The organism is Stenotrophomonas sp. YJH_SMC_64 (assembly GCF_059371375.1).
Genome location: NZ_JCAFUN010000003.1, coordinates 295,778 through 316,327, shown reverse-complemented (window position 1 = coordinate 316,327; position 20,550 = coordinate 295,778). Strand labels below are relative to the sequence as shown.

The following is a 20,550-nucleotide window of genomic DNA, read 5'->3' as shown; positions in this document are numbered from 1 at the left end:
TTCGGCTACGGCGCGGAAGACCAGCTGCATCTGCAGCGGCTGGAACAGGCGGTGGACGCCCTGCCACGCTTCCCCTGGGAAACTGCCGAACGGTAGTGCCGGCCGCTGGCCGGCAACCGCATTGATCCCGCCACACAGGGGTGCCGGCCAGCGGCAGGCACTACCGCGGCATCAGCCCAGCGCTTCGGCCGCTGCGCGGAAGACCTGCTGCATCTGCAGCGGCTGGAACAGGCGGTGGACGCCCTGCCACGCTTCCCCTGGGAAACTGCCGAGCGGTAGTGCCGGCCGCTGGCCGGCAACCGCATTGATTCCACCACACTGGGATGCCGGCCAGCGGCCGGCACTACCTGGCATCAGCCCAGCGCTTCGGCCGCTGCGCGGAAGACCAGCTGCATCTGCAGCGGCTGGAACAGGCGATGGACGCCCTGCCACGCTTCCCCTGGGAAACTGCCGAACGGTAGTGCCGGCCGCTGGCCGGCAACCGCGTTGATCCCACCACACAGGGATGCCGGCCAGCGGCCGGCACTACCGGGGCATCAACCCAACGCTTCGGCCACGGCGCGGAAGACCTGCTGCATCTGCAGCGGCTGGAACAGGCGGCGGACGCCCTGCCACGCTTCCCCTGGGAAACTGCCGAGCGGTAGTGCCGGCCGCTGGCCGGCAACCGCATTGATCCCGCCACACAGGGATGCCGGCCAGCGGCCGGCACTACCTGGCATCAGCCCTGCGCTTCGGCCGCTGCGCGGATGACCAGCTGCATCTGCTGCGGCTGGAACAGGCGGTGGACGCCCTGCCACGCTTCCCTTGGGAAACTGCCGAGCGGTAGTGCCGGCCGCTGGCCGGCAACCGCGTTGATTCCACCACACAGGCATACCGGCCAGCGGCCGGCACTACCGGGGCATCAGCCCAGCGCTTCGGCCACGGCGCGGAAGACCTGCTGCATCTGCAGCGGCTTGTGCAGCACATGCACCTCTACGCCGTCCGGGAAGGCATCGGCCGCGACCGGCACTGCCGGGTCTTCCAGTACCAGTGCCGGGCCGCGATAGCCCAACGTCGCCATCTCACCCAGCAGCTGGCTGGCCGGCAGCAGCTTGGAGCCGGCATCGGCAATCACCAGCGCGGGCATCGCCTCCTGCTGCATCCAGCGCAGCGCTGCCGGGCCATCGGAAGCCAACTGCAGCTGGTAGCCCTGGCTGGACAGCGCATTGCCCAGCAGCGATAGGCGCGTGGCTTCGCCATCGACCACCAGGATCGATTGGCCGCTGCCCAAGGCCACCAGCTGTTCGATCGGCTCGCTGCCATCGATGGCCTCGTGCATCGGCAGGCGCAGTTCGAAGCAGGTGCCCTGCCCCGGCTGGCTGCTGACGTGAATGCTGCCGCCGGCACCTTCGACGATACGCTTGCAGGAAATCAGCCCCAGGCCAGTGCCGTCGGCCTTGGTGGTGAAGAACGGATTGAACAGGTGCGACAGCGTGTCCGCATCCATGCCGATGCCTTCGTCGGCGACCCGTATGTGCATCCAGTCCACGCCATCGCGATGGCCGGCATGGCTGGCAGTCAGGCTCAGGCGGCCACCGTTGGGCATCGCCTGTATCGCGTTGAGCGCCAGGTTCAGCATCACCTGCTGCAGTTCGGTGTAGTTGGCGTCGACCACCAGGCCTTCGTCCTGCACCTGCAACTCCAGGCGCACCGCATCAGGCACGTTGCTGCGCAACAGCAGTGCCACCGCATCGAACAGGCCATCGATCTCGATGCGCTCGCTCGGCTTGCGCGAACCGCGCACGAACGACAGCATCGATTCGGCCATCTCATGGCCACGGCGGCCGCACTCGGCGATGACATCGGCCAGGTGGTGCAGCTGCGGATCGTCGGTACGCGCCTTCAGCAGGTCCGGCATGATCAGCAACGGCTGCAGGATGTTGCGCAGGTCGTGGCTGAGCCCGGCTGCGAGCAGCGACAGGCTTTCCAGGCGCTGTGCGCGCATCAGCTCGGTTTCCACCCGTGCGCGCTCGGTCGCGCTGCGTGCATCGCGGATCGCACGTGCCACCGCCGACGGCAGGCGCGCCGGCTGGTGCTTGATGATGTAGTCATTGGCGCCCTTCTGCAGCGCCGCCACCGCATTCTCCTCACCCATGGTGCCGGAGACGAAGATGAAGGGTACTTCCGGCGAGGTATCGCGCACGATGCGCAGCGCGTCATCACCGGAAAACCCCGGCATGCTCAAGTCGGACAGCACGATGTCCGGCTGGAACGCGGCCAGTGCCTGGCGCAGTTCGGCCTCGCTCTCGACACGCTCGAAGCGGGCCTCCAGGCCCGCATCGAGCATCTGTTCGGACATCAGCTCGGCATCTTCCGGTGAGTCCTCCACCAGCAGGATGCGCAGCGCCCCCAGGGCGGGACCGGTCAAGGGCATGGGCTCACTCGAGTTCCGGTGCCTGGTTGATCAACGCCCAGAACTTGCCCAGCGTCTGTACGGCGCCGAAGAACTGGTCCACGTCCACTGGCTTGACCACATAAGCATTCACGCCCATGTCCCAGCTCCGGGCCAGATCGCTTTCCTCGCGCGAGGACGACAGGATCACCACCGGCAGGCGCTTGAGCTCTTCGTGTTCGCGGATCTGCCGCAGCACTTCCAGGCCATCCATGCGCGGCATCTTGATGTCCAGCAGCAGCACCGCCGGCAGGCCTTCCTCGCGGTTGGCGAAGGCACCACGGCGCAACAGGTAGTCCATCACTTCCACGCCATCCTCGACGTGCACGATGGGGTTGGCCAGACGCGCCTCTTCCAGGGCGTCGATCGCCATTTCGGCGTCGGCCGGGCTGTCTTCAGCGAGAAGAATGGTGCGCAAAGTGGTCATGCAGAAGGCCCTTGTTTGTCCGCATCGATCGCGGGAGGCAGGTAGAAGTGGAAGGTGGCGCCGACGTCCGGTTCAGCCTCGGCCCAGATACGGCCGCCATGACGGGTGAGCACGCGGCGCACGCTGGCCAGGCCGATGCCGGTACCCGGGTAGTCGCTGGCCTTGTGCAGGCGCTGGAACACGCCGAACAGTTTGCCGGCATAAGCCATGTCAAAGCCTGCACCATTGTCGCTGACCGTGAACTGATGACCGCCGTCAGGCTGCGGCTGGTAGTCCACGCGAATCTTCGCCGGTTCGCGGTTGCCCGAGTACTTCACCGCGTTGCCGAGCAGGTTCAGCCAGACCTGGCGGATCATGTTCTCATCGCCGACCACGATCGGCAGCGGCGCGATGCTCCACTCCACCTGATGCACATGGCCACTGTTCTCCGCCTCAGCCTGCAGGTTGGAATCGAGCATGGCGCGGGTATCGGCCACCAGCGACTGCATGTCCACCGCCTGCTGGCGCATCGCCGCGCGGCCCAGGCGCGAGTAGACCAGCAGGTCATCGATCAGCGCCGCCATGCGCCGGGCCGAACTGGAGATCACGTCCAGGTAATGACGGCTCTTGTCATCGGCAGCGTCGCCCAGGTGGCGCGACAGCTTGTCGGAGAATCCAGCGACGTGGCGCAGCGGTGCGCGCAGGTCGTGCGAGACCGAGTAGCTGAAGGCTTCCAGTTCCCTGTTGACCTCGGACACCTGCGCGACCTTGCCTTCCAGCTGGCGGTTGAGCTCTTCAACGCGCAGCTGGACTGCGCGTTGCATGGTGACATCGCTGACCGTCAGCAGCACCACTTCATCATCGGTATCGGGCAGCGGCATGCGCCGTGCGTTCAGCAGCATGTAGCGCGCCATGCCGTCGGCGGTGCGCTGTTCGTGCTCGAAATCCCACAGCTCGCGGCCGCGCAGCAGCACGTCGGACAGGCGTTGGCGCACGACGGCGTCCTTCCAGGCGCCGTCGCCGACGCTTTCCAGCAGCAGGCCATCGGCGCGTTCGTCCTGCAGCCCGTACAACTCGGCGAAGGCGGGGTTATGCAACTGCACGCGCAGGTCGCGGTCGAGCAGCACGATGGGTTCGCGCACGGTCTGCAACACCGATGCCGCGCGTGCCGCCGAGCGCAGCGATTGGCGTTCGGCGTGCAGGCGCCGCCCGATCTGCCGCTGCAGGAGCCAAAGCACCAGGCCGAGCAGTCCCAGCTGGATCACCAGCGAACTCCAAGACACCAGCTCGGTCTGCTTGCGCTGGCGCGCCGCCTGCTCGGCCCGCAGTGTCAACAGTTGCTGTTCGCTGGCCTGGAGTTCTTCCACGAGGCCACGGATCGGATAGCGCGTGCTCAGGTCCTTCACCAGCTCGCGTTGATCGCTGTTGGGTTCAGATCTGGCCAGCTCGCGGGCAAGCGCCATCCGTCCTTCCAGCATCGATTCGATACGGCCGATGCGGATCAGCTGGTCGGGGTTGTCGCGGGTCATCCGCCCCAGTTCGGCCAAGCGACCGGGAATGTCGTTGGCTGCGGCCATGCGCTCACGCAGCCCGGGTGCGTCCACGCCCTTGGACAGCGTCAATGCGGCCGATTCGACGTCGCGCACATCAGCCTGGAGCTGCTGCAGGGCCACGCCCACCGCCTGGGTATGGTTGACCCAGGCCATTGCCTGCTCGTTGTCCTGCTGCAGTTTGCGCAGGGTCAACCACGGCACCACGATGATCGCTGCGGCCGCCAGCGCCAGGGCCGGCAGCCGCCAGCGGTCCCAGATGTCGTCACTGAAAACCAGCGCCATAGTTCCTCTTCAGCACGGCCGCAGGGCGTCGGCCGGACCCTGTCCGGCTGCGGCGGAACCGGCAATATAGCGCAGGCGGTCACAACGCAGGGGTTTCCCCCCTGGTTGGCTGAACAGGTTCGCAGTCCTCAGACCTGTAGAGGCGGGCCATGCTCGGCTGCCTTGGAGTTCCAGCCGAACATGGCCGCGGCCCTACAGCTCAACGGGCGCCCCGCGAGGGGGCGCCCATCAGGTTCAGCGCTTGGCGGCAGCGCTGACCTTCAATGCGGCTGCATCAACGCGGGTCACGCCCTTGATGCCCTTGGCGGTGGTGACGGCCTTGTCCTTCTCGGCCTGGCTCGCTACGGCACCGCTCAGGCTGACCACGCCGTTCACGGTTTCCACCTTGATTTCGGTACCCGGAACGTTGCTGCTGGCGAGCAGGTCGGCCTTCACCTTGGTGGTGATCCAGGTATCGGTCACCGGCTCGTTGGAATCGTGGCGATCAGCATGGGTCGCCGGGTGCGCGCTGGTCGGCGGGCTCTTCGCGGCCGGATCCTTGGCGAATGCGGCCGAGGAGGACAGCGCCAGGCCCAGCGTCAGGGCGGAGGCAATCAGCGTGCGGGTCGTATTGCTCATCGTGTCGTACTCCTTCGGAATGTGCTGCCAGTCTGGACAAACCGGCGTAGAGCAGGCGTGGCGTTGCGGTCATGCCGCTGTGAATCGGGCTACCTGCAACGACAACCGTTCAGCTTTGGCCCGTGAGCCCGCGTCGTTTACCCTGCCCTTCCCACTGCCGGAGCTCTGTCATGCGCCCCGACCTGCAACTGGCCCTGATCGGCTACGGCCTCGCCGGCCGTGTCTTCCACGCACCGCTGATCCAGCACACACCCGGCCTGGTGCTGCACAGCATCGTCAGTTCGCAGCGAGACACGTTGCTGCGCGCGTTCAGCGACGTGCACGTGCGTGCCACGCCGCAGGAGGTGTTCGACGACCCGGCGGTGGATGCCGTAGTGATCGCCACGCCCAATGAACAGCACGCGCCGCTGGCGATCGCAGCGCTGGCCGCCGGCAAGCACGTGCTGGTCGACAAGCCGTTCGCGCTGGATGTCGCTGAAGCCGAAGCCGTTCTGGCTGCGGCACGCGATGCCGGACGCATCGCCACCGTGTTCCAGAACCGGCGCTTCGATGCCGACTTCCTCACGCTGCAGGCGCTGCTTGCGGACGGGACGCTGGGCGACATCGCCGAGTGCCATGTGCACTTCGATCGCTATCGCCCGCAGGTGCGTGACCGCTGGCGCGAGCAGGACGGTCCCGGCAGTGGCCTGTGGTACGACCTGGGCCCGCATCTGCTGGACCAGATGCTGGTGCTGTTCGGCTGGCCCGAAGCGATCGATGCTGATCTGGCCGTGCAGCGCGATGGCGGCAGCGCCATCGATTACTTCCACGCCGTGCTGCACTACCCGCGGCATCGCGCGATCGTGCATTCCGGTTCCCTGGTGGCAGCTCCCACGCCGCATTTCAGCGTGCATGGCAGCAAGGCCAGTTGGATCAAGCACGGCCTGGATGTGCAGGAAGCGCAGCTGCGCCGCGGTGTGGCGCCCGGTGCGCCCGGCTGGGGCATCGACCCGCGGCATGGCGAGCTGGTGCGCTGTGATGCCGAGGACAACGCGCAGCGCGGCACCGTCGACAATCTGCCCGGTGACTACCGTCGGTTGTATGCGCAGTTCGCCGCGGCCATGCATGGCGACGGCGAAGCCACGGTCGATCCGGTGCAGGCGCTGCAGCTGATGCGGCTGCTGCAGGCAGGCATGGACAGTGCGCGCGAAGGGCGGCGGATCGCGTTGGGGTGATCGGCAGGGCTGCGCCCTGCATCCGTGGTAGTGCCGGCCGCTGGCCGGCAACCTCAACAGCAACGGCAAAAACCGGCAATCCGTGAGATGGCAGGATGGGTCCGGTTGCGGGAGCCGGACCCACCCCGCCTTCGACAGAGTCCCGCGCCCGACGGTAGGTGTCGACCTTGGTCGACACATCGACGTGGAAGCCATCGGAGACGGCGTTTGCAGAGTCGAGCCATGCTCGACTGCCTGCATGGGGTCAGAGCCCTCTCCTGCGGAAAGGGATCCGACCCCGGCTTCGTGCTTACGATTTCTTGATCGCGTGGCCGCCGAATTCGTTGCGCATCGCCGACAGCAGGCGGTCGGTGAACGAATTGGATTCGCGCGAGCGCAGGCGTTCCAGCAGCGACAGGGTGATCACCGGTGCCGGCACATCGAGCGCGATCGCTTCGGCCACGGTCCAGCGGCCTTCACCGGAGTCCTCCACGTACGGCGCGATGCCATCCAGCGACGGATTGCGCTTGAGGGCTTCGGCGCTCAGGTCCAGCAGCCACGAGCGCACCACGCTGCCGTGGCGCCAGACTTCGGCCACCTGGGCCAGGTCCAGTTCCATTTCCTGCTTGCGCTCCATCAGCGCGAAGCCCTCCGCGTAGGCCTGCATCATTCCGTACTCGATGCCGTTGTGGACCATCTTGGTGAAGTGGCCAGCGCCGGACGGGCCGACACGACCCCAGCCACGGTCTTCGGCCGGTGCCAGCGTGCGCAGCAGCGGTGCGATCTGCTCCACCACCGCCGCTTCACCACCGACCATCAGGCTGTAGCCTTCCTGCAGGCCCCACACGCCACCGCTGGTGCCGCAGTCGACGTAGCCCAGGTCGTCTTCGGCCAGCGCCTTGGCGCGACGGATCGAGTCCTGGTAGTTGGAGTTGCCGCCGTCGATGACGATGTCACCCTCGGCCAGGTGCGGAGTCAGCTGACCCAGGGTCTGGTCGACGGTTTCGCCGGCCGGCACCATCAGCCACACCACGCGCGGCACCGGCAGCGCGGCCACCGCGGCGGCCAGCGAATCGACCACCTCCAGGCCGGCCTCGGCGGCGCGCTGGCGGGCACCTTCGCCCGGGTCGTAGCCGACGACGCGGTGGCCGCCGCGATGCAGGCGCTGGGCCATGTTGGCGCCCATGCGGCCGAGGCCGATCATTGCAATATCCATTGTTTCACCTTCAGTTGGGGTCTAGGGTCAGGCTGCCTGGCCTGCCGGTAGCCGCGCAGTGGCGCAGCTGCGCCTCGCGCCAACGCCGGTAGAGCGTGGTATGCAGATTGTGCACCGCCAGGTCGATCGAAAAGGGGGTTCGCGGGTTGCGGTCAAGCAGGCGGGCGATGTGGTAGCCGATGGGACGTATACCGCGCGGATGCACATAGATCACGAACTGCTGGTAGAACGGATCGTCCAGCAGGCGGTCCATGCGTGCCAGCGTGGCGTGGTAGCGCGGTTCCAGCCGTGCACGAAGGTCCGGGTCGCGTTCGAACAACAGGCGTTCGAAGTAGCGCCGGCCGATACGCGGGATGTCCTGCGCCAGCGCCCACAGCTCGGCATTGCGCTGGTCGTACCAGGCAAGGCCGCCGTGCGCGGCCAACGCCTGCGCGGCCTCCTCGCCCACCGACACCACCACGAAGTTTTCGGCCTGGTTGCTCAGGTCGTCCAGCATGCCCTTGTCGTACACATGTTCGATGAAACCAGGCACACCGACGAAGGCCTGGCGGCCCATCGCCGAGGTGCGCACCGCCTTGCCATCGGCGAAGTAGTCACCGGCGTGTGCGCCAAGCAGGATGCTGTCGGTATCGTGCAGCGCGAGGAACGTACCGATCGACAGTTCTTCTGCGGAGAATCCAGCGTCGAAGGCCGCATCGCCATACAGCTCGCGCTGTGTGGCCAGTTGTGCGACCTGGCGACCGACTCCACATTCGGCGCGTACATTGCCGCTGTAGAACGCCTGCAGCGCCTGGCTGTTGCCCTTGATGGGCACGAAACCACGGCCGAAGCTTCGCGTGCGCTGCCAGCCTTGCGCCTGTGCGCCGTGCAGGCCGAAGCCGATCCAACCGAGCTGCAGGCCAGAGAAGCGGAATCCTGCATTGCCCTGCAGTGCAGCAGCGGCACGTTGCGTGGCTGCACCCAGCTGGAAGGCGTAGGCGCAAACCGTAGCCGGATCGTCCAGCACCTGCTGCAGCAACGCCTTGCGCGCTGCAGCGGGCATGTCCGCCGGCCATTGCACGCGCAGATCGCCTGCCGCCTGAGCCTCCGGCAGCGACGCGCGCGTGCACACAGGGCCACCATGCACCTGCGGTGCACCGATCGCGCGTGTTTCGAAGTGCCACCCCAGGCGCTGCAGCAGGCCTTGTGTACAGTCCAGCGGCGTGGCTGCCGCGCCCAGCGCGGGCAGCAGCAGGGCCACGCCCATCCATCTGCCGCGCACGTTCAATCCTGGTCCGTGCTCGCCGGTGCGGGCTCCGGGGTTGTGACCACAGGCGGAACGGGCTTGCCTGCCTCCGCCGGAAGGTACTGCTGCAGGCGCTGGAAGAAGCGACGATAGAACTCAGCATCGGTAACCGTGCTGCTGGCCACTTTCACCAGCGAGTCGTCATTGCTGCCGAACGGCAGCGATACAGATCCGAGCGCACCGACGCCAACACTGGCCGAGGTCGGACTCTTCTTCAACGCATAGCGATCCTGCACGGCACTGACGAATACCAGTGTCTGGCTCCCGCGCGGTGCGCAGGAAATACGCAGCACCAGCTGCTCGTGATCGTCCTCGCGCGGCTGAAAGTTCTTGTTGCCTTCCACCTGCGCCGCGTCGGAACGGGCGATGGCATAGCCCTGGCTGAGCAGGGTGCGCCGTGCGGCCTCGCAGGCGTCACCGGGACGGCCATCAACGGTGCGCGAGAAGGTGTCGCCGGAATCAAAGGATTCGCGAAGCAACGTGCTGTCGGCGGCGCGGCCACCACAGGCCGACAGGATCAGGGCGCTGGCGAGCGCCACGGCAACACTGGAAAGACGGGAGGCCCGCATGGGTACTCCTGCGAGGACGGTACCGCCAAGGGTAGTCCTGCGGCCGTGTGCGGCAGGTCGAAAGTACGCCCGCCAGCCCCCGCCGTTGCTGCCGGTTCATGCACGGAAAAGGGGACGGAGGGGATTAAGTCGTTTGTGGCACTTCGCCCCGCCACGCATGGCACGGCGCTATCGTGAACGAGGTCCCCCAAGCGAAAAAAAGGGCCGGCAATGCCGGCCCCTCGGGTATCACATGCCGTCGCCGGCTCAGTCCGCCCAGCGGCCGGCACCGGTGGACTGCGGCAGCACCTGCGCCGACAGCGGGCGGTCGTTGGCCAGCAGGTTCACCGCGTCGGCCAGGATCGAGGCTGACTCGCGCAGCAGCGGGTCCGGGCGCTTTTCGGCAGCCTTCTCGCGCGCGGCATCCTTGACGATGTCGCGCTCGTTGCCGGTCAGGCCGTCATCGCTGCTGTCATCGGCCAGCGGGTCCAGGGCCAGGCCCAGCTCCTTGCGCTGCACCTGGCGCTCCTTGCGCTGGGTATCCTGGCGCTCGCGCTCAGCGCGACGGGTCGCCTCGTTGAGCGAGATGTACTTCTTCGCCGCTTCGGTGCGGAACTGCTGCACGTCCTCGTTCCACCACTGGAACTCCTTGTCGGTGGCGATGCGCGCGTCGTGACGGGTTTCCAGCTTCGGCAGCAACGGCGCGAAGTTGCCGTACTGGGTGTGCGGCACGGCGGCGATGCGGGTCCACGGCAGTGCGTTGTCGTAGGTGCTTTCGCCGAACTCGGTGGCATCGACGCTGGCCGGGAACGCCAGGTCCGGCACCACACCCTTGTGCTGGGTGCTGCTGCCGCTGATGCGGAAGAACTGGGCAATGGTCAGCTTGACCTGGCCGAAGCGCTGGGTCTCGCCGCTCGGCCAGCGGTCAAGGTCGACGATGTTCTGTACGGTGCCCTTGCCGAAGCTGGTTTCACCGATCACCAGGCCGCGACCGTAGTCCTGGATGGCGCCAGCGAAGATCTCCGAGGCCGAGGCCGAACCACGGTTGATCAGCACCGCCAGCGGGCCATCCCACGCCACGCCCTGGTTGCGGTCGCTGTTGACGGTGACGCGGCCACCGGATTCGCGCACCTGCACCACCGGCCCCTGTTCGATGAACAGGCCGGTCAGTTCGATCGCTTCATCCAGCGAACCACCGCCGTTGCTGCGCAGGTCCAGCACCACGCCGTCCAGCTTGTCGTTCTTGAAGCCGGCCAGCAGCTTGGCCACGTCGCGGGTGGCCGAGGCGTAGTCGGCGGCATTGCGGCGACGGCCTTCGAAGTCCTGGTAGAAGGTCGGCAGCTTGATCACACCGATCCTGCGTGCCGGCTCGCCGTTGGCAGCCGGGATGGTCATGGTCTCGCCCTTGGCGGCCTGTTCGGCCAGGCGCACCTTCTGGCGGGTCAGCACCAGGGTGTGGTGCTTGCCATCGGCGCCTTCGGCAGCCGGGATGAATTCCAGCTTGACCTGGGTGTCCTTGGCGCCGCGGATCTTGGCCACGACATCGTCGATGCGCCAGCCGATCACGTCCTCGACCAGGCCGGACTTGCCCTGGCCAACGCCGACGATGCGGTCACCCGGCTTCAGCGTGCCATCCACCGCGGCCGGGCCACCGGCAATGATCTCGCGGATGACCACCACATCGTCCTGGCGCTGCAGCTGCGCACCGATGCCTTCCAGCGACAGCGACATCGCCTGGTTGAAGTTCTCGGCGGTGCGCGGGGTGAAGTAATCCGTGTGCGGGTCAACGGCACTGGTGTACGAGTTCATGAAGAACTGGAAGACGTCTTCGCCCTTCAGTTCATTGACCGACTTCTCCAGCGTCGCGTAGCGCTTGTCCAGCGTCTTGCGGATGTCATCCGGCTTCTTGCCGGCCAGCTTCAGGCGCAGCCAATCGTTCTTCACCGACTTGCGCCACAGCTCATCGAGCTCGGCACTGCTGGCCGCCCACGGCACCTTCTTGCGGTCGTACTCGAAGCGCTCGTCGGTGGTGAAGTCCGGCTCCTGCTTGAGCAGCTTGCGCGCGTACGCCACGCGCTCGCCGACGCGCTGCTTGTAGACAGCGAACACCTGGAACGCCGGCTCCAGCTCGCCGCCCCGGATGGCCGAGGCGATGTTGGCCTCGAACGGTGCGAAGCGCGCCACGTCGGCCTGGGTGAAGTACTGCTTGCCGCCGTCAAGCGTTTCCAGATAGCGCTTGAACACGTCCTTGGAGGTGGCCTCGTCCAGCGCGCGCGGGCGGTAGGCGTAGCGGCTGTCGGACAGCAGGCCGTACACCAGCTTGGACGTGGTCACCTGGTCGGCGGTGGCCGCCGCGGGCAATGCGGGCGAGTCGGCCTTGGCCGCCAACGCCAGTGGCGCGACCAGCGCCAGGGCCATCAGGAATGCGGGGGCTTTGAATTTCATTGACGTGCTCGAAGGCGCCTTGCCAAGGGGAAGACTGCGGGGTGTTAAGACACCACGACAGTGCCGAAAGTTGCCGGGTTTGTCACCCGGCCGCGCTCGGTGGAAAACCAGCCTAGCCGGGCCGGTGTAGCAAATTGTGAATGCAGGCGAAGGCGTGCGGACCAACGGTCCGCACCCACCCGGGAAGAGGTCAGCAGCTACCGGTAGCGCCGGGCCATGCCCGGCGGAAGCGTGCGGACCAACGGTCCGCACCCACCAGTGAGGAGGTCCGCTCCCACCTCAGGAGACGCCGGCGCCCTTGGCCTGCACGTCGGCGTGATACGACGAGCGCACCATCGGGCCGGAGGCCACGTGGCTGAAGCCCAGCTCGTAGCCGTAGTCCTCCAGCGCCTTGTAGTCTTCCGGGGTCCAGTACTTCAGCACCGGGTGGTGGTGTGCGGTCGGCTGCAGGTACTGGCCGATGGTGATCATGTCCACGTCGTGCGCGCGCAGGTCGCGCAGGGTGGCCTTGATCTGTTCGAAGTCCTCGCCCAGGCCGAGCATGATGCCGCTCTTGGTCGGCACGTCCGGATGCTGCGCCTTGAAGTTCTTCAGCAGGTTCAGCGACCACTGGTAGTCCGCACCCGGGCGCACATTGCGGTACAGGTCCGGCACGGTCTCGATGTTGTGGTTGAACACATCCGGCGGGTTCTGCGCCAGGATCTCCAGCGCGCGCTCCATGCGGCCCTTGCCACGGAAGTCCGGGGTCAGCACTTCGATGCGGGTGCCCGGCGACTTCTCGCGAATGGCGGTGATGCAGTCGACGAAGTGCTGGGCACCACCGTCGCGCAGGTCATCGCGGTCGACGCTGGTCACCACCACGTACTTCAGGCCCATGTCGGCCACGGTCTGGCCGAGGCTGGCCGGTTCGTTGGCATCCGGCGGCTTCGGGCGGCCGTGGGCCACGTCGCAGAACGAGCAGCGGCGGGTGCAGACCTCGCCCAGGATCATGAAGGTGGCGGTGCCGTGGCCGAAGCACTCGTGGATGTTCGGGCAGCTGGCTTCCTCGCACACGGTCACCAGGCGGTTTTCGCGCAGCTTGGCCTTCAGGTTCTGCACGGCATTGCCCGAAGGAATGCGCACGCGGATCCAGGACGGCTTGCGCAGCACCGGCGCGTCGGCGAACTGCACCGGCGAGCGGTTGATCTTGTCACCGCCCAGCTGCTTGACCCCGGCCTGCAACGGCGCGGCGGACGGAGAGTCGCCCTGCACGATCTGCAGGGGAATGGAACGGGCGGTGGTTTCAGTCATGGCAGTTCCGGGGGCGGTCAGGCGGCCGCAGAAAGATCGGGCAGTTCGGGGGTGTGCTGCAGCAGCAGGCCGAACTGGCGGGCCAGGTGGTCCAGCAGCACCGGCTTGACGGCCTCCATCCCGGAGGGACCGCCCAAGTCTACCACCGAGGTCACCTGCAACCCCTGATAGCCACAGGGATTGATGCGGTGGAAGGGTTCCAGGTCCATGGCCACATTGAAGGCCAGGCCGTGGAAGGTGCAGCCGCGACGCACGCGGATGCCGAGGGCAGCGATCTTGGCGCCGCCGACATAGACGCCCGGGGCGCCCTCGCGGCGTTCGGCACCGATGTTCCACTCGCCCAGCGTATCGATGATGGCCTGCTCGATGCGGCACACGTAATCGCGCACACCGATGCCCAGGCGCGGCAGGCGCAGCAGCGGGTAGACCACGATCTGGCCGGGGCCGTGATAGGTCACCTGGCCGCCACGGTCCACATGCAGCACCGGGATATCGCCCGGCGCCAGCACATGCTCATCCTTGCCGGCCTGGCCCAGGGTGAACACCGGGTCGTGTTCGACCACCCACAATTCGTCGGCATCGGTGTCGCTGCGCTGGTCGGTGAAGCGCTGCATGGCGCGCCACACCGGCTCGTACGCCTGGCGGCCAAGGTCACGCACCAGCGCCGGACGCGGCGCGCGGTCCTCGGGGGCGGCTTCAGCCGGGCAGCTGTCGGCTACAGCGTCCACTTCACTTCCGGGTGGTCGCGCAGCGCCTGGTGCGCCAGGTCGTACTGTTCGCGGCTCTCAGCCTTGAACACGATGCGGACGGACACGTACTTGCCGTTGGAGGAATGCTTCCAGCTGATGCGTTCATTGACGACATCGATGCCGGCAGCCAGCAGCAGGCGGGGGAGCTCATGTTCCAGGCCGCGGTTGGCCGGGCCCATGGCGCTGAGCTCGAACTGGCCGGGGAACTGGAAGCCGTGGTCGGGGTTGTCGGACTTGATTTCCATGGACCCATTATCGGGCCGCAGGGCAACAAACCCAAGAGTATTCATCAACGTCAAAGACGGCACCGGCGGCCTGCTGCGTTGCAGGCCACCCAGAGGCGCGGGCGGAAAGCCCAACGGCAGCTGACTGCAATCTGCTGTCACGCACTGGCCCAGGCATCGTATGGCGGCCAGTGGTCACCTTCACACCAGACCCGCGGCGCTTGCGCGGGTAACAAATTGTGTCCGCTGGACAATGTTGTTTTCGGAACAGACAAGTGATTCGAACGTGCTCGTTCCGCCGCGCGGGCGCGAGTACCGTAGCGTTGCATATAACGACTGAAAACCGTCCCCTTCCCCATGAGCATTCCATCCATGCGTAGTGTCGCAGCCCTCGGGCTGGCCGGCCTGCTGGCCTCTGCCCTCCCCCTTGCCGCCCAGGCGGCCGAACAATGTGGCCCGGACGCGATGCGCGACCACCCGCCGCAGATCAACTTCCGCGTCGACAACGACCTGTTTGGTGGCCGCCACCAGGACCAGGGCTACACCAACGGGGCGCTGTTGACCCTGGTCTCGCCCAATCTGGTCGACTACACCGACGACCCCTGCCTGCCGCGCATGGCGCGCTGGGTGAACCAGTACCTGGAAGGGCTGCATCCGGGCAGGTTCGAACAGCAGAACATGATCTTCAGCATCGGCCAGGGCATCTTCACCCCGACCGATTTCAGCCGCAGGGACCTGATCGAGGACGACCGTCCTTACGCCGGCGTACTGATCGCAAACTTCGGTTTCAATGCGCGCAGCGGCGACCGCCTGCAGACCACCCAGCTGACGCTGGGCGTGGTCGGCCCGTGGGCACAGGGCAAGCAGGTGCAGAATGCCGTGCACGAAGTGCTGGGCGACGAGAAATTCAAGGGCTGGGACAACCAGCTGCACAACGAGCCGCTGTTCATGCTCACCCATGAGCGCATGCGCCGCTGGCCCGGCGATGCCAGCGTCAATGCCGACGGCTGGGGTTGGGACGCGATCAGCCACTACGGCGGGTCGATCGGCAACCTGGAAACCAAGGCCAACCTCGGCGGTGAAGTGCGCTTCGGCTGGAAGCTGCCGGACGACTTCGGCAGCACGCCGTTGCGCCCGGCCGGCGAGAACACTGCGCCGACCCGCGGCGGCCGTCCCAATGGCTGGTCCTGGCACCTGTTCGCGACCTCGGACGCGGCCTGGGTGATCCGCGACATCACGCTGGATGGCAACACGTTCCGCAACAGTCACAGCGTGGACAAGCGCCATGTGGTGGCCTACGGCGGCTACGGCGTGGCCGTGATGTACGGGCGCTGGAAGTTCGCCGCGGCGCGCTACCACAGCACGCGCGAGTTCAACGGCCAGCGCGAAGCACCGGTGTTCGGCAGCTTCACCATCAGCCGCTCGCTGTAAGCGAGTGGCTGAGGGTGAAGCGGGTAGGTGCCGACCGTTGGTCGGCACACCGGTTATTGCATGGCTCGCTGTAAGCGAGGGGCTGAGGGTAGTGCCGGCCGCTGGCCGGCTGCCGGCATATCCGGATGGCTTCATGGGGAGCCGGCCAGCGGCCGGCACTACCCACATCCGGATGGGTCCATGAGGAGCCGGCCAGCGGCCGGCACTACCCACATCCGGATGGGTTCATGGGGAGCCGGCCAGCGGCCGGCACTACCCACATCCGGCGGGAATCATGCGGAGCCGGCATCCCGAAACGGAAAAGGCCGGCATTCGCCGGCCTTTTCCTTCACCACGCCAGGGCGTGGATCATTCCGATTCCCACCACATCCAGAAGCTGTCCCACAGGCGCTTGAAGAAGCCGGCCTGCTCGACGGCGGCCACGGCCACCAGCGGTGCCTCGGCGATGACCTTGCCATCCAGGGTGACCTTCACGGTACCGATCTGCTGGCCGGCGGTGAACGGTGCTTCCAGGGTCTTGGGCACGTCGATGCTCGGCTTCAGGTCGTTGTAGCGGCCGCGCGGCACGCTGACCAGCATCGGCTGGGCCACGCCCAGCTGCACCTTGTCGGTGGTGCCCTTCCAGACCTTGTGCTCGGCCACGGCCTTGCCCGGCTCGTAGAGGCGGTGGGTCTCAAAGAAGCGGAAGCCCCAGTTCAGCAGGGCCAGGCTGTCATCGGCACGCTGCTTCTCCGACGCACCGCCCAGCACCACCGCGATCAGGCGCTGGTCGCCACGCTGGGCCGAGCTCATCAGGCAGTAGCCCGCCTCGGAGGTGTGGCCGGTCTTGATGCCGTCCACGCTGCCATCGCGCCACAGCAGCAGGTTGCGGTTCGGCTGCTTGATGTTGCCGACCTGGAATTCCTTGATCTTGTTGTACGCGTAGGTTTCCGGGTAATCGCGGACCATCGCGCGGCCCAGCAGCGCCAGGTCGTAGGCGGTGCTGTGGTGGCCCTGCGCGGTCAGGCCATGGGCGTTGACGAAGTGCGAGTCCTTCATGCCGATCTTGGCGGCGTAGCTGTTCATCAGCGAGGCAAAGGCCTCTTCGCTGCCAGCCACATGTTCGGCCAGGGCGATCGCGGCATCATTGCCGGACTGGATTGCCATGCCCTTTTCCATGTCTTCCAGGCGCGCGGTCTGGTTGACCGGGAAGCCGCTGTAACTGCCATCGGTGCCGGCGCCACCTTCGCGCCAGGCGCGCTCGCTCATCATCACCTGGTCATCCGCACGGACCTTGCCGTTCTTGACCTCGGCGGCGATCACGTACGACGTCATCACCTTGGTGATGCTGGCCGGGGCCAGCTGCTCGTGGATGTTTTCACCAGCCAGCACCTGGCCGGTGGCGTAATCCATCAGCACCCAGGCCTTGGACACGCTTGGCGCCGGGGCCGGCGGAGTGGCGACGGTGGCCGGGGCGGCGGGCGCCGGCGTGGCCGGAGTCGGCAGCGGCGTCTGGGCGGAAGCCAGGCCCACCACCAGGGTGGCGGCCAGGGCGGTGGCGGCGGAACGGAAATTCATTGGACAGCAGGCTCCAGGGGACGGCCGGGAATGGAGGGTGGAACGTAACGGCCATTGTAAGGCCGGGGGAGCATGGGCCGGCAGCACCGGCCCGGGCGGATCAATCCTTGACGATCTGCGGCGAACCCAGGCCAAGACCGGCGATGCGACCGGCAAGTTCCGCCGCACTGGCATGGTCGCTGGCAGGAACGCGCAGGCGGAACAGGGTGCGGCCACCGGCGGCGATGTCGCTGATGGTCGCGCCGACGATGCCGGCGGCACTGAGCTGGCCCATCGCGCGGTTGGCGTTGTCGCGGTTGGAGAAGCTGGCGACCTGCACCATCACCGCGCCGACCATCTGCTGCGACAGGCTCGGCGCCGCCGCGGCGGCACGCACCGGTGCCGGTGCCACCGCGCGCGGGGCCGTGCTGGCGACAACGGCCGGAGCCGTCGCGGAGGTGCGCACCACCGGCGCGCTTGGCGGCAGGCTGCTGACCGCCACGTCCGGCGCGGTGCTGGCCACGCCCCGGGTGGTGGCCGGCTGGCCGCGCGCCGGGGCGCCATCGGTCGGCAAGCGGTTGACCAGGCGATCGATATCACTGTCGGTGGAAGCACGTGGCGCCGGCACCGGGCGCGCGCTGGCCACTGCAGTGGCGGCAGCCGCTTCAGCCGCGCGACGCTCGCGACGCGACGGCTTCTGCGCCATCAGGTTGCTCTCGCCCGGTTGCAGCGCGCGCACCTCGACATTGCCGGTACCGCGTTGGGTGATGCCCAGGCGCACGGCGGCGGCATAGCTGAGATCGACCACGCGGCCGTCATGGAACGGACCACGATCATTGACACGCACGATCACCGACTCGCCGTTGTCCAGGTTAGTCACGCGGGCGAAGCTGGGCAGCGGCAGCGTCTTGTGCGCGGCAGTGAACTGGTACATGTCGTAGACCTCGCGGTTGGAGGTCAGGCGGCCGTGGAACTTGGCCCCGTAGTACGACGCGGTGCCGCGCTCGACGTAGTCATGGGTGTCGTCGAGCACCTTGTACGACTTGCCCAGCACCACGTACGGCGACTTGTTGCCGATGGCCGAACGTTCCTCGGCGGTCACTTCCGGCTCGGGGATGCAGGCCACGTTGGGAATGTAGTCGGGCGTGCTGTCACGCACGCCCGGCTTGTACAGGCCACCAGCGGTGTAATTGCCGCGGGTGCTGAGGTCTTCCTTGGCCGCTGCATACGGCGAACCTTCCGGGCAGTGCGCCGGTCGCGAACCACGGCCCTGCACCAGCGTGCCGCTGGACTTGCCACCATGGCCGGCCGTGGCCGGCTTCTTCGGCGCGCTGCTGCAGGCCGCCAGCGCGAAGACGATCAAGCTCGGGACCAACCATCTGATGTTCATGCCGGGGGCAGCTCCTGTCCGGCGATGGCCTGGGACAGCTGGAACACGGCCATCGCGTACATCTTCGAGAGGTTGTAGCGGGTGATCGCGTAGTAGTTCTGGAAGCCCAGCCAGTACTGCTTGCCGGTGCTGCCTTCCAGGGTGATCGGGGTGGCGGTGGCGCCCGGCTGCACCGGCGTGCTCGGCTGGTAGCCGCGCTGTGCGAGGTCGGCCAGCGACCAGGTGGGCATCCATTCGGTCGGGTTGAACTCCTCGCGGCCTGGGGCCAGCGTGGCCGGTACCGCAACCTGGCCACCACGCACCCAGCCCCCCTTCTTCACGAAGTAGTTGGCGATGGAGGAGAACACGTCGTCGTAGCTGTTGAACAGGTCGCGACGACCATCACCGTTGCCGTCCACCGCGTAATCGAGGTAACTGGACGGCATGAACTGGCCCATGCCCATCGCACCGGCATAACTGCCCTTGAGCGTGGTGATGTCCAGTTTTTCTTCGCGGCCCAGCTCGAACAGCTTGGCCAGCTCATCGCGGAAGAACAGTTCGCGGCGCACTTCGCGTTCGAGCTTGGCCGGGTCGCCGCTGCGTGGGTAGTAGAACGCCAGCGTGTACAGCGCATCGAGCACGCGATGGCTGCCGGCATTCTTTCCGTAACTGGTTTCCACGCCGATGATCGCCACGATCACTTCGGCCGGCACGCCGGTGCGCTGCTGTACGCGATCCAGTTCGGCACGGTGTTCGGCCAGGAACGCGCGACCGCCATCAATGCGTGCCTTGCTGATGAACATCGGCCGGTATTCGTTCCACGGCTTGACCCGCTCGGCCGGGCGCGACATCGCGGCGATGATCGGCTGGCGCACCTGCGCCTGGTCGAGCACGCTGCTGATCTGCTCCGGCTTCAGGCCATAGCGCTTGGCGGTATCGGCAATGAAGCGGGCCCGCGCGACCTCGAATGGCACCGGGGTGAGATCGACCGGCGGCGCGGTAGCCGCAGTTGCTTCGGGTGCAGCCTCGGCCGGCCCATGGGCCTTGGTGGCGGGCTGGCGCGGCGTACTGCTGGCCTGGGGTGAAGACGGTGGGGACTTCGGCTGGGTCGCGCAGGCGACCAGGCCGAGGGTGAGCATGCAGGCCAGAGTGCGTCGAATCATCGTCGCAGGTTAGCAGGTCATGGATGAATTAAAACCCCTAACACCATGAATCACAACGATTTGCCCGTGTTCAGCGGGAAATGTGAAGGCGTCGTGATCGTGCTTCCCCATTCAGATAGAGGTGGCCGGTTGCGTCCCCATCCCCGCAGACGCAACCGGCGACCGGATCCGGTCGATACCTGCGCGGCTGCCGCTCCCCAGTGGCAGTGCCCCGCGCTCCTTGTATCCGTTGGATCAGTACTGCTTCCCGCCCGACGCCCCCTCGCGCTGCAACGATAGACGGCGCGCCGTGCCGAACGGGCCGCCATTGTGCAGGCCGATTACGACAAGTCCATTGATCAAGATCAACGCGGCGTAAAAGTGTGAACCAGCTAACGTTTTTTGCGGACTTTGGTCAGCGAGTGTGCTGTCCTGCATCGTTGTGAGAACGCTTCCACAGCGAGCGTTGCGCAGAGTCAGGAAGTTTCCAGCCAACGGCGCAGCCCCTCGTGGGTGGTGTCTGGGGTGGTCGCGGAAAGCAGAAGCCGCGGGTGGGCCGGTCAGGTTGGGTACGCGGGGGACGCCGTGAATCCGTCCCTGGAGGCTTGGCAGCCGCATCCATGCGGCTGACACCCCCGCGTACCCAACCCGACCGGCCTCTGACAGATTTCGGAGGTCTGCCACCCACGGAGAAGAAAGAGAAGATCAAAAGCGGGTCGCGACGCTGCGCTTGCTCGTGAGCCGAGCATGGATCGGCTCTACACAAGGCAATGAAGCGACCCGCCAGGCCGCCTTTGCTTTTGATCTTCTCTTTCTTCTCCGTGGGTAGACG

The 20,550-nt window shown here is 66.7% G+C and carries 16 protein-coding genes; 2 read left to right on the top strand and 14 right to left on the bottom strand.

Features of this window, described 5'->3' with window-relative positions; all coding sequences use genetic code 11:
• Positions 1-901: 901 nt before the first annotated feature.
• The 4 genes from AC5P9L_RS04700 to AC5P9L_RS04685 form a co-directional block, all read right to left on the bottom strand.
• Positions 902-2,413, bottom strand: a complete 1,512-nt coding sequence (locus AC5P9L_RS04700; protein WP_227415557.1) for a hybrid sensor histidine kinase/response regulator — start codon at positions 2,411-2,413, stop codon at positions 902-904.
• Between the two features lie 4 nt (positions 2,414-2,417).
• Positions 2,418-2,858, bottom strand: coding sequence for a response regulator (locus tag AC5P9L_RS04695; protein ID WP_005411057.1), 441 nt, complete (start codon positions 2,856-2,858; stop codon positions 2,418-2,420).
• Positions 2,855-4,672 (bottom strand): sensor histidine kinase, encoded by a 1,818-nt coding sequence (locus AC5P9L_RS04690; protein WP_005411058.1) that lies wholly within the window; start codon positions 4,670-4,672, stop codon positions 2,855-2,857. The genes AC5P9L_RS04695 and AC5P9L_RS04690 overlap by 4 nt, the downstream gene beginning before the upstream one ends.
• A gap of 234 nt (positions 4,673-4,906) precedes the next feature.
• Positions 4,907-5,290 (bottom strand): BON domain-containing protein, encoded by a 384-nt coding sequence (locus AC5P9L_RS04685; RefSeq protein ID WP_005411059.1) that lies wholly within the window; start codon positions 5,288-5,290, stop codon positions 4,907-4,909.
• A 170-nt stretch (positions 5,291-5,460) separates the two neighbouring features.
• Between AC5P9L_RS04685 and AC5P9L_RS04680 the strand changes: the two genes are divergently transcribed.
• Complete coding sequence (locus AC5P9L_RS04680) at positions 5,461-6,504, top strand: oxidoreductase (protein WP_227415558.1); 1,044 nt, start codon at positions 5,461-5,463, stop codon at positions 6,502-6,504.
• Between the two features lie 289 nt (positions 6,505-6,793).
• Here the strand turns inward: AC5P9L_RS04680 and gnd are convergent, their stop codons facing one another.
• The 7 genes from gnd to AC5P9L_RS04645 form a co-directional block, all read right to left on the bottom strand.
• Positions 6,794-7,699: a phosphogluconate dehydrogenase (NAD(+)-dependent, decarboxylating) gene (gene gnd, locus AC5P9L_RS04675; protein ID WP_227415559.1), complete on the bottom strand. Its 906-nt coding sequence runs from the start codon at positions 7,697-7,699 to the stop codon at positions 6,794-6,796.
• Between the two features lie 10 nt (positions 7,700-7,709).
• Complete coding sequence (locus AC5P9L_RS04670; protein WP_227415566.1) at positions 7,710-8,945, bottom strand: hypothetical protein; 1,236 nt, start codon at positions 8,943-8,945, stop codon at positions 7,710-7,712.
• A 17-nt stretch (positions 8,946-8,962) separates the two neighbouring features.
• The gene (locus tag AC5P9L_RS04665) at positions 8,963-9,553 is read right to left on the bottom strand and encodes a DUF2242 domain-containing protein (protein ID WP_024957044.1); all 591 of its coding nucleotides are present in this window, start codon (positions 9,551-9,553) and stop codon (positions 8,963-8,965) included.
• A gap of 246 nt (positions 9,554-9,799) precedes the next feature.
• The gene (locus AC5P9L_RS04660; protein WP_227415560.1) at positions 9,800-11,977 is read right to left on the bottom strand and encodes a carboxy terminal-processing peptidase; all 2,178 of its coding nucleotides are present in this window, start codon (positions 11,975-11,977) and stop codon (positions 9,800-9,802) included.
• Between the two features lie 279 nt (positions 11,978-12,256).
• A complete protein-coding gene (gene lipA / locus AC5P9L_RS04655) occupies positions 12,257-13,267 on the bottom strand; it encodes a lipoyl synthase (RefSeq protein ID WP_005411065.1) in 1,011 nt (336 codons plus the stop codon).
• 17 nt (positions 13,268-13,284) lie between these two features.
• Positions 13,285-13,995 (bottom strand): lipoyl(octanoyl) transferase LipB, encoded by a 711-nt coding sequence (gene lipB / locus AC5P9L_RS04650; RefSeq protein ID WP_005411066.1) that lies wholly within the window; start codon positions 13,993-13,995, stop codon positions 13,285-13,287.
• Positions 13,983-14,261, bottom strand: a complete 279-nt coding sequence (locus AC5P9L_RS04645) for a YbeD family protein (protein ID WP_005411067.1) — start codon at positions 14,259-14,261, stop codon at positions 13,983-13,985. The genes lipB and AC5P9L_RS04645 overlap by 13 nt, the downstream gene beginning before the upstream one ends.
• Before the next feature lie 351 nt (positions 14,262-14,612).
• Here AC5P9L_RS04645 and AC5P9L_RS04640 point away from each other — a divergent pair, with 351 nt between their 5' ends.
• A complete protein-coding gene (locus tag AC5P9L_RS04640; protein WP_005411068.1) occupies positions 14,613-15,671 on the top strand; it encodes a lipid A deacylase LpxR family protein in 1,059 nt (352 codons plus the stop codon).
• Positions 15,672-16,019: 348 nt separating this feature from the next.
• Here the strand turns inward: AC5P9L_RS04640 and AC5P9L_RS04635 are convergent, their stop codons facing one another.
• The 3 genes from AC5P9L_RS04635 to mltB all read right to left on the bottom strand — a co-directional run bounded on the left by AC5P9L_RS04635 (position 16,020) and on the right by mltB (position 19,739).
• Positions 16,020-17,228, bottom strand: a complete 1,209-nt coding sequence (locus tag AC5P9L_RS04635; protein WP_495230544.1) for a D-alanyl-D-alanine carboxypeptidase family protein — start codon at positions 17,226-17,228, stop codon at positions 16,020-16,022.
• Between the two features lie 100 nt (positions 17,229-17,328).
• Complete coding sequence (locus AC5P9L_RS04630) at positions 17,329-18,597, bottom strand: septal ring lytic transglycosylase RlpA family protein (protein ID WP_262101865.1); 1,269 nt, start codon at positions 18,595-18,597, stop codon at positions 17,329-17,331.
• A complete protein-coding gene (gene mltB / locus AC5P9L_RS04625) occupies positions 18,594-19,739 on the bottom strand; it encodes a lytic murein transglycosylase B (RefSeq protein WP_012481291.1) in 1,146 nt (381 codons plus the stop codon). Before mltB ends, AC5P9L_RS04630 begins: the two co-directional genes overlap by 4 nt.
• Positions 19,740-20,550 lie beyond the last annotated feature (811 nt).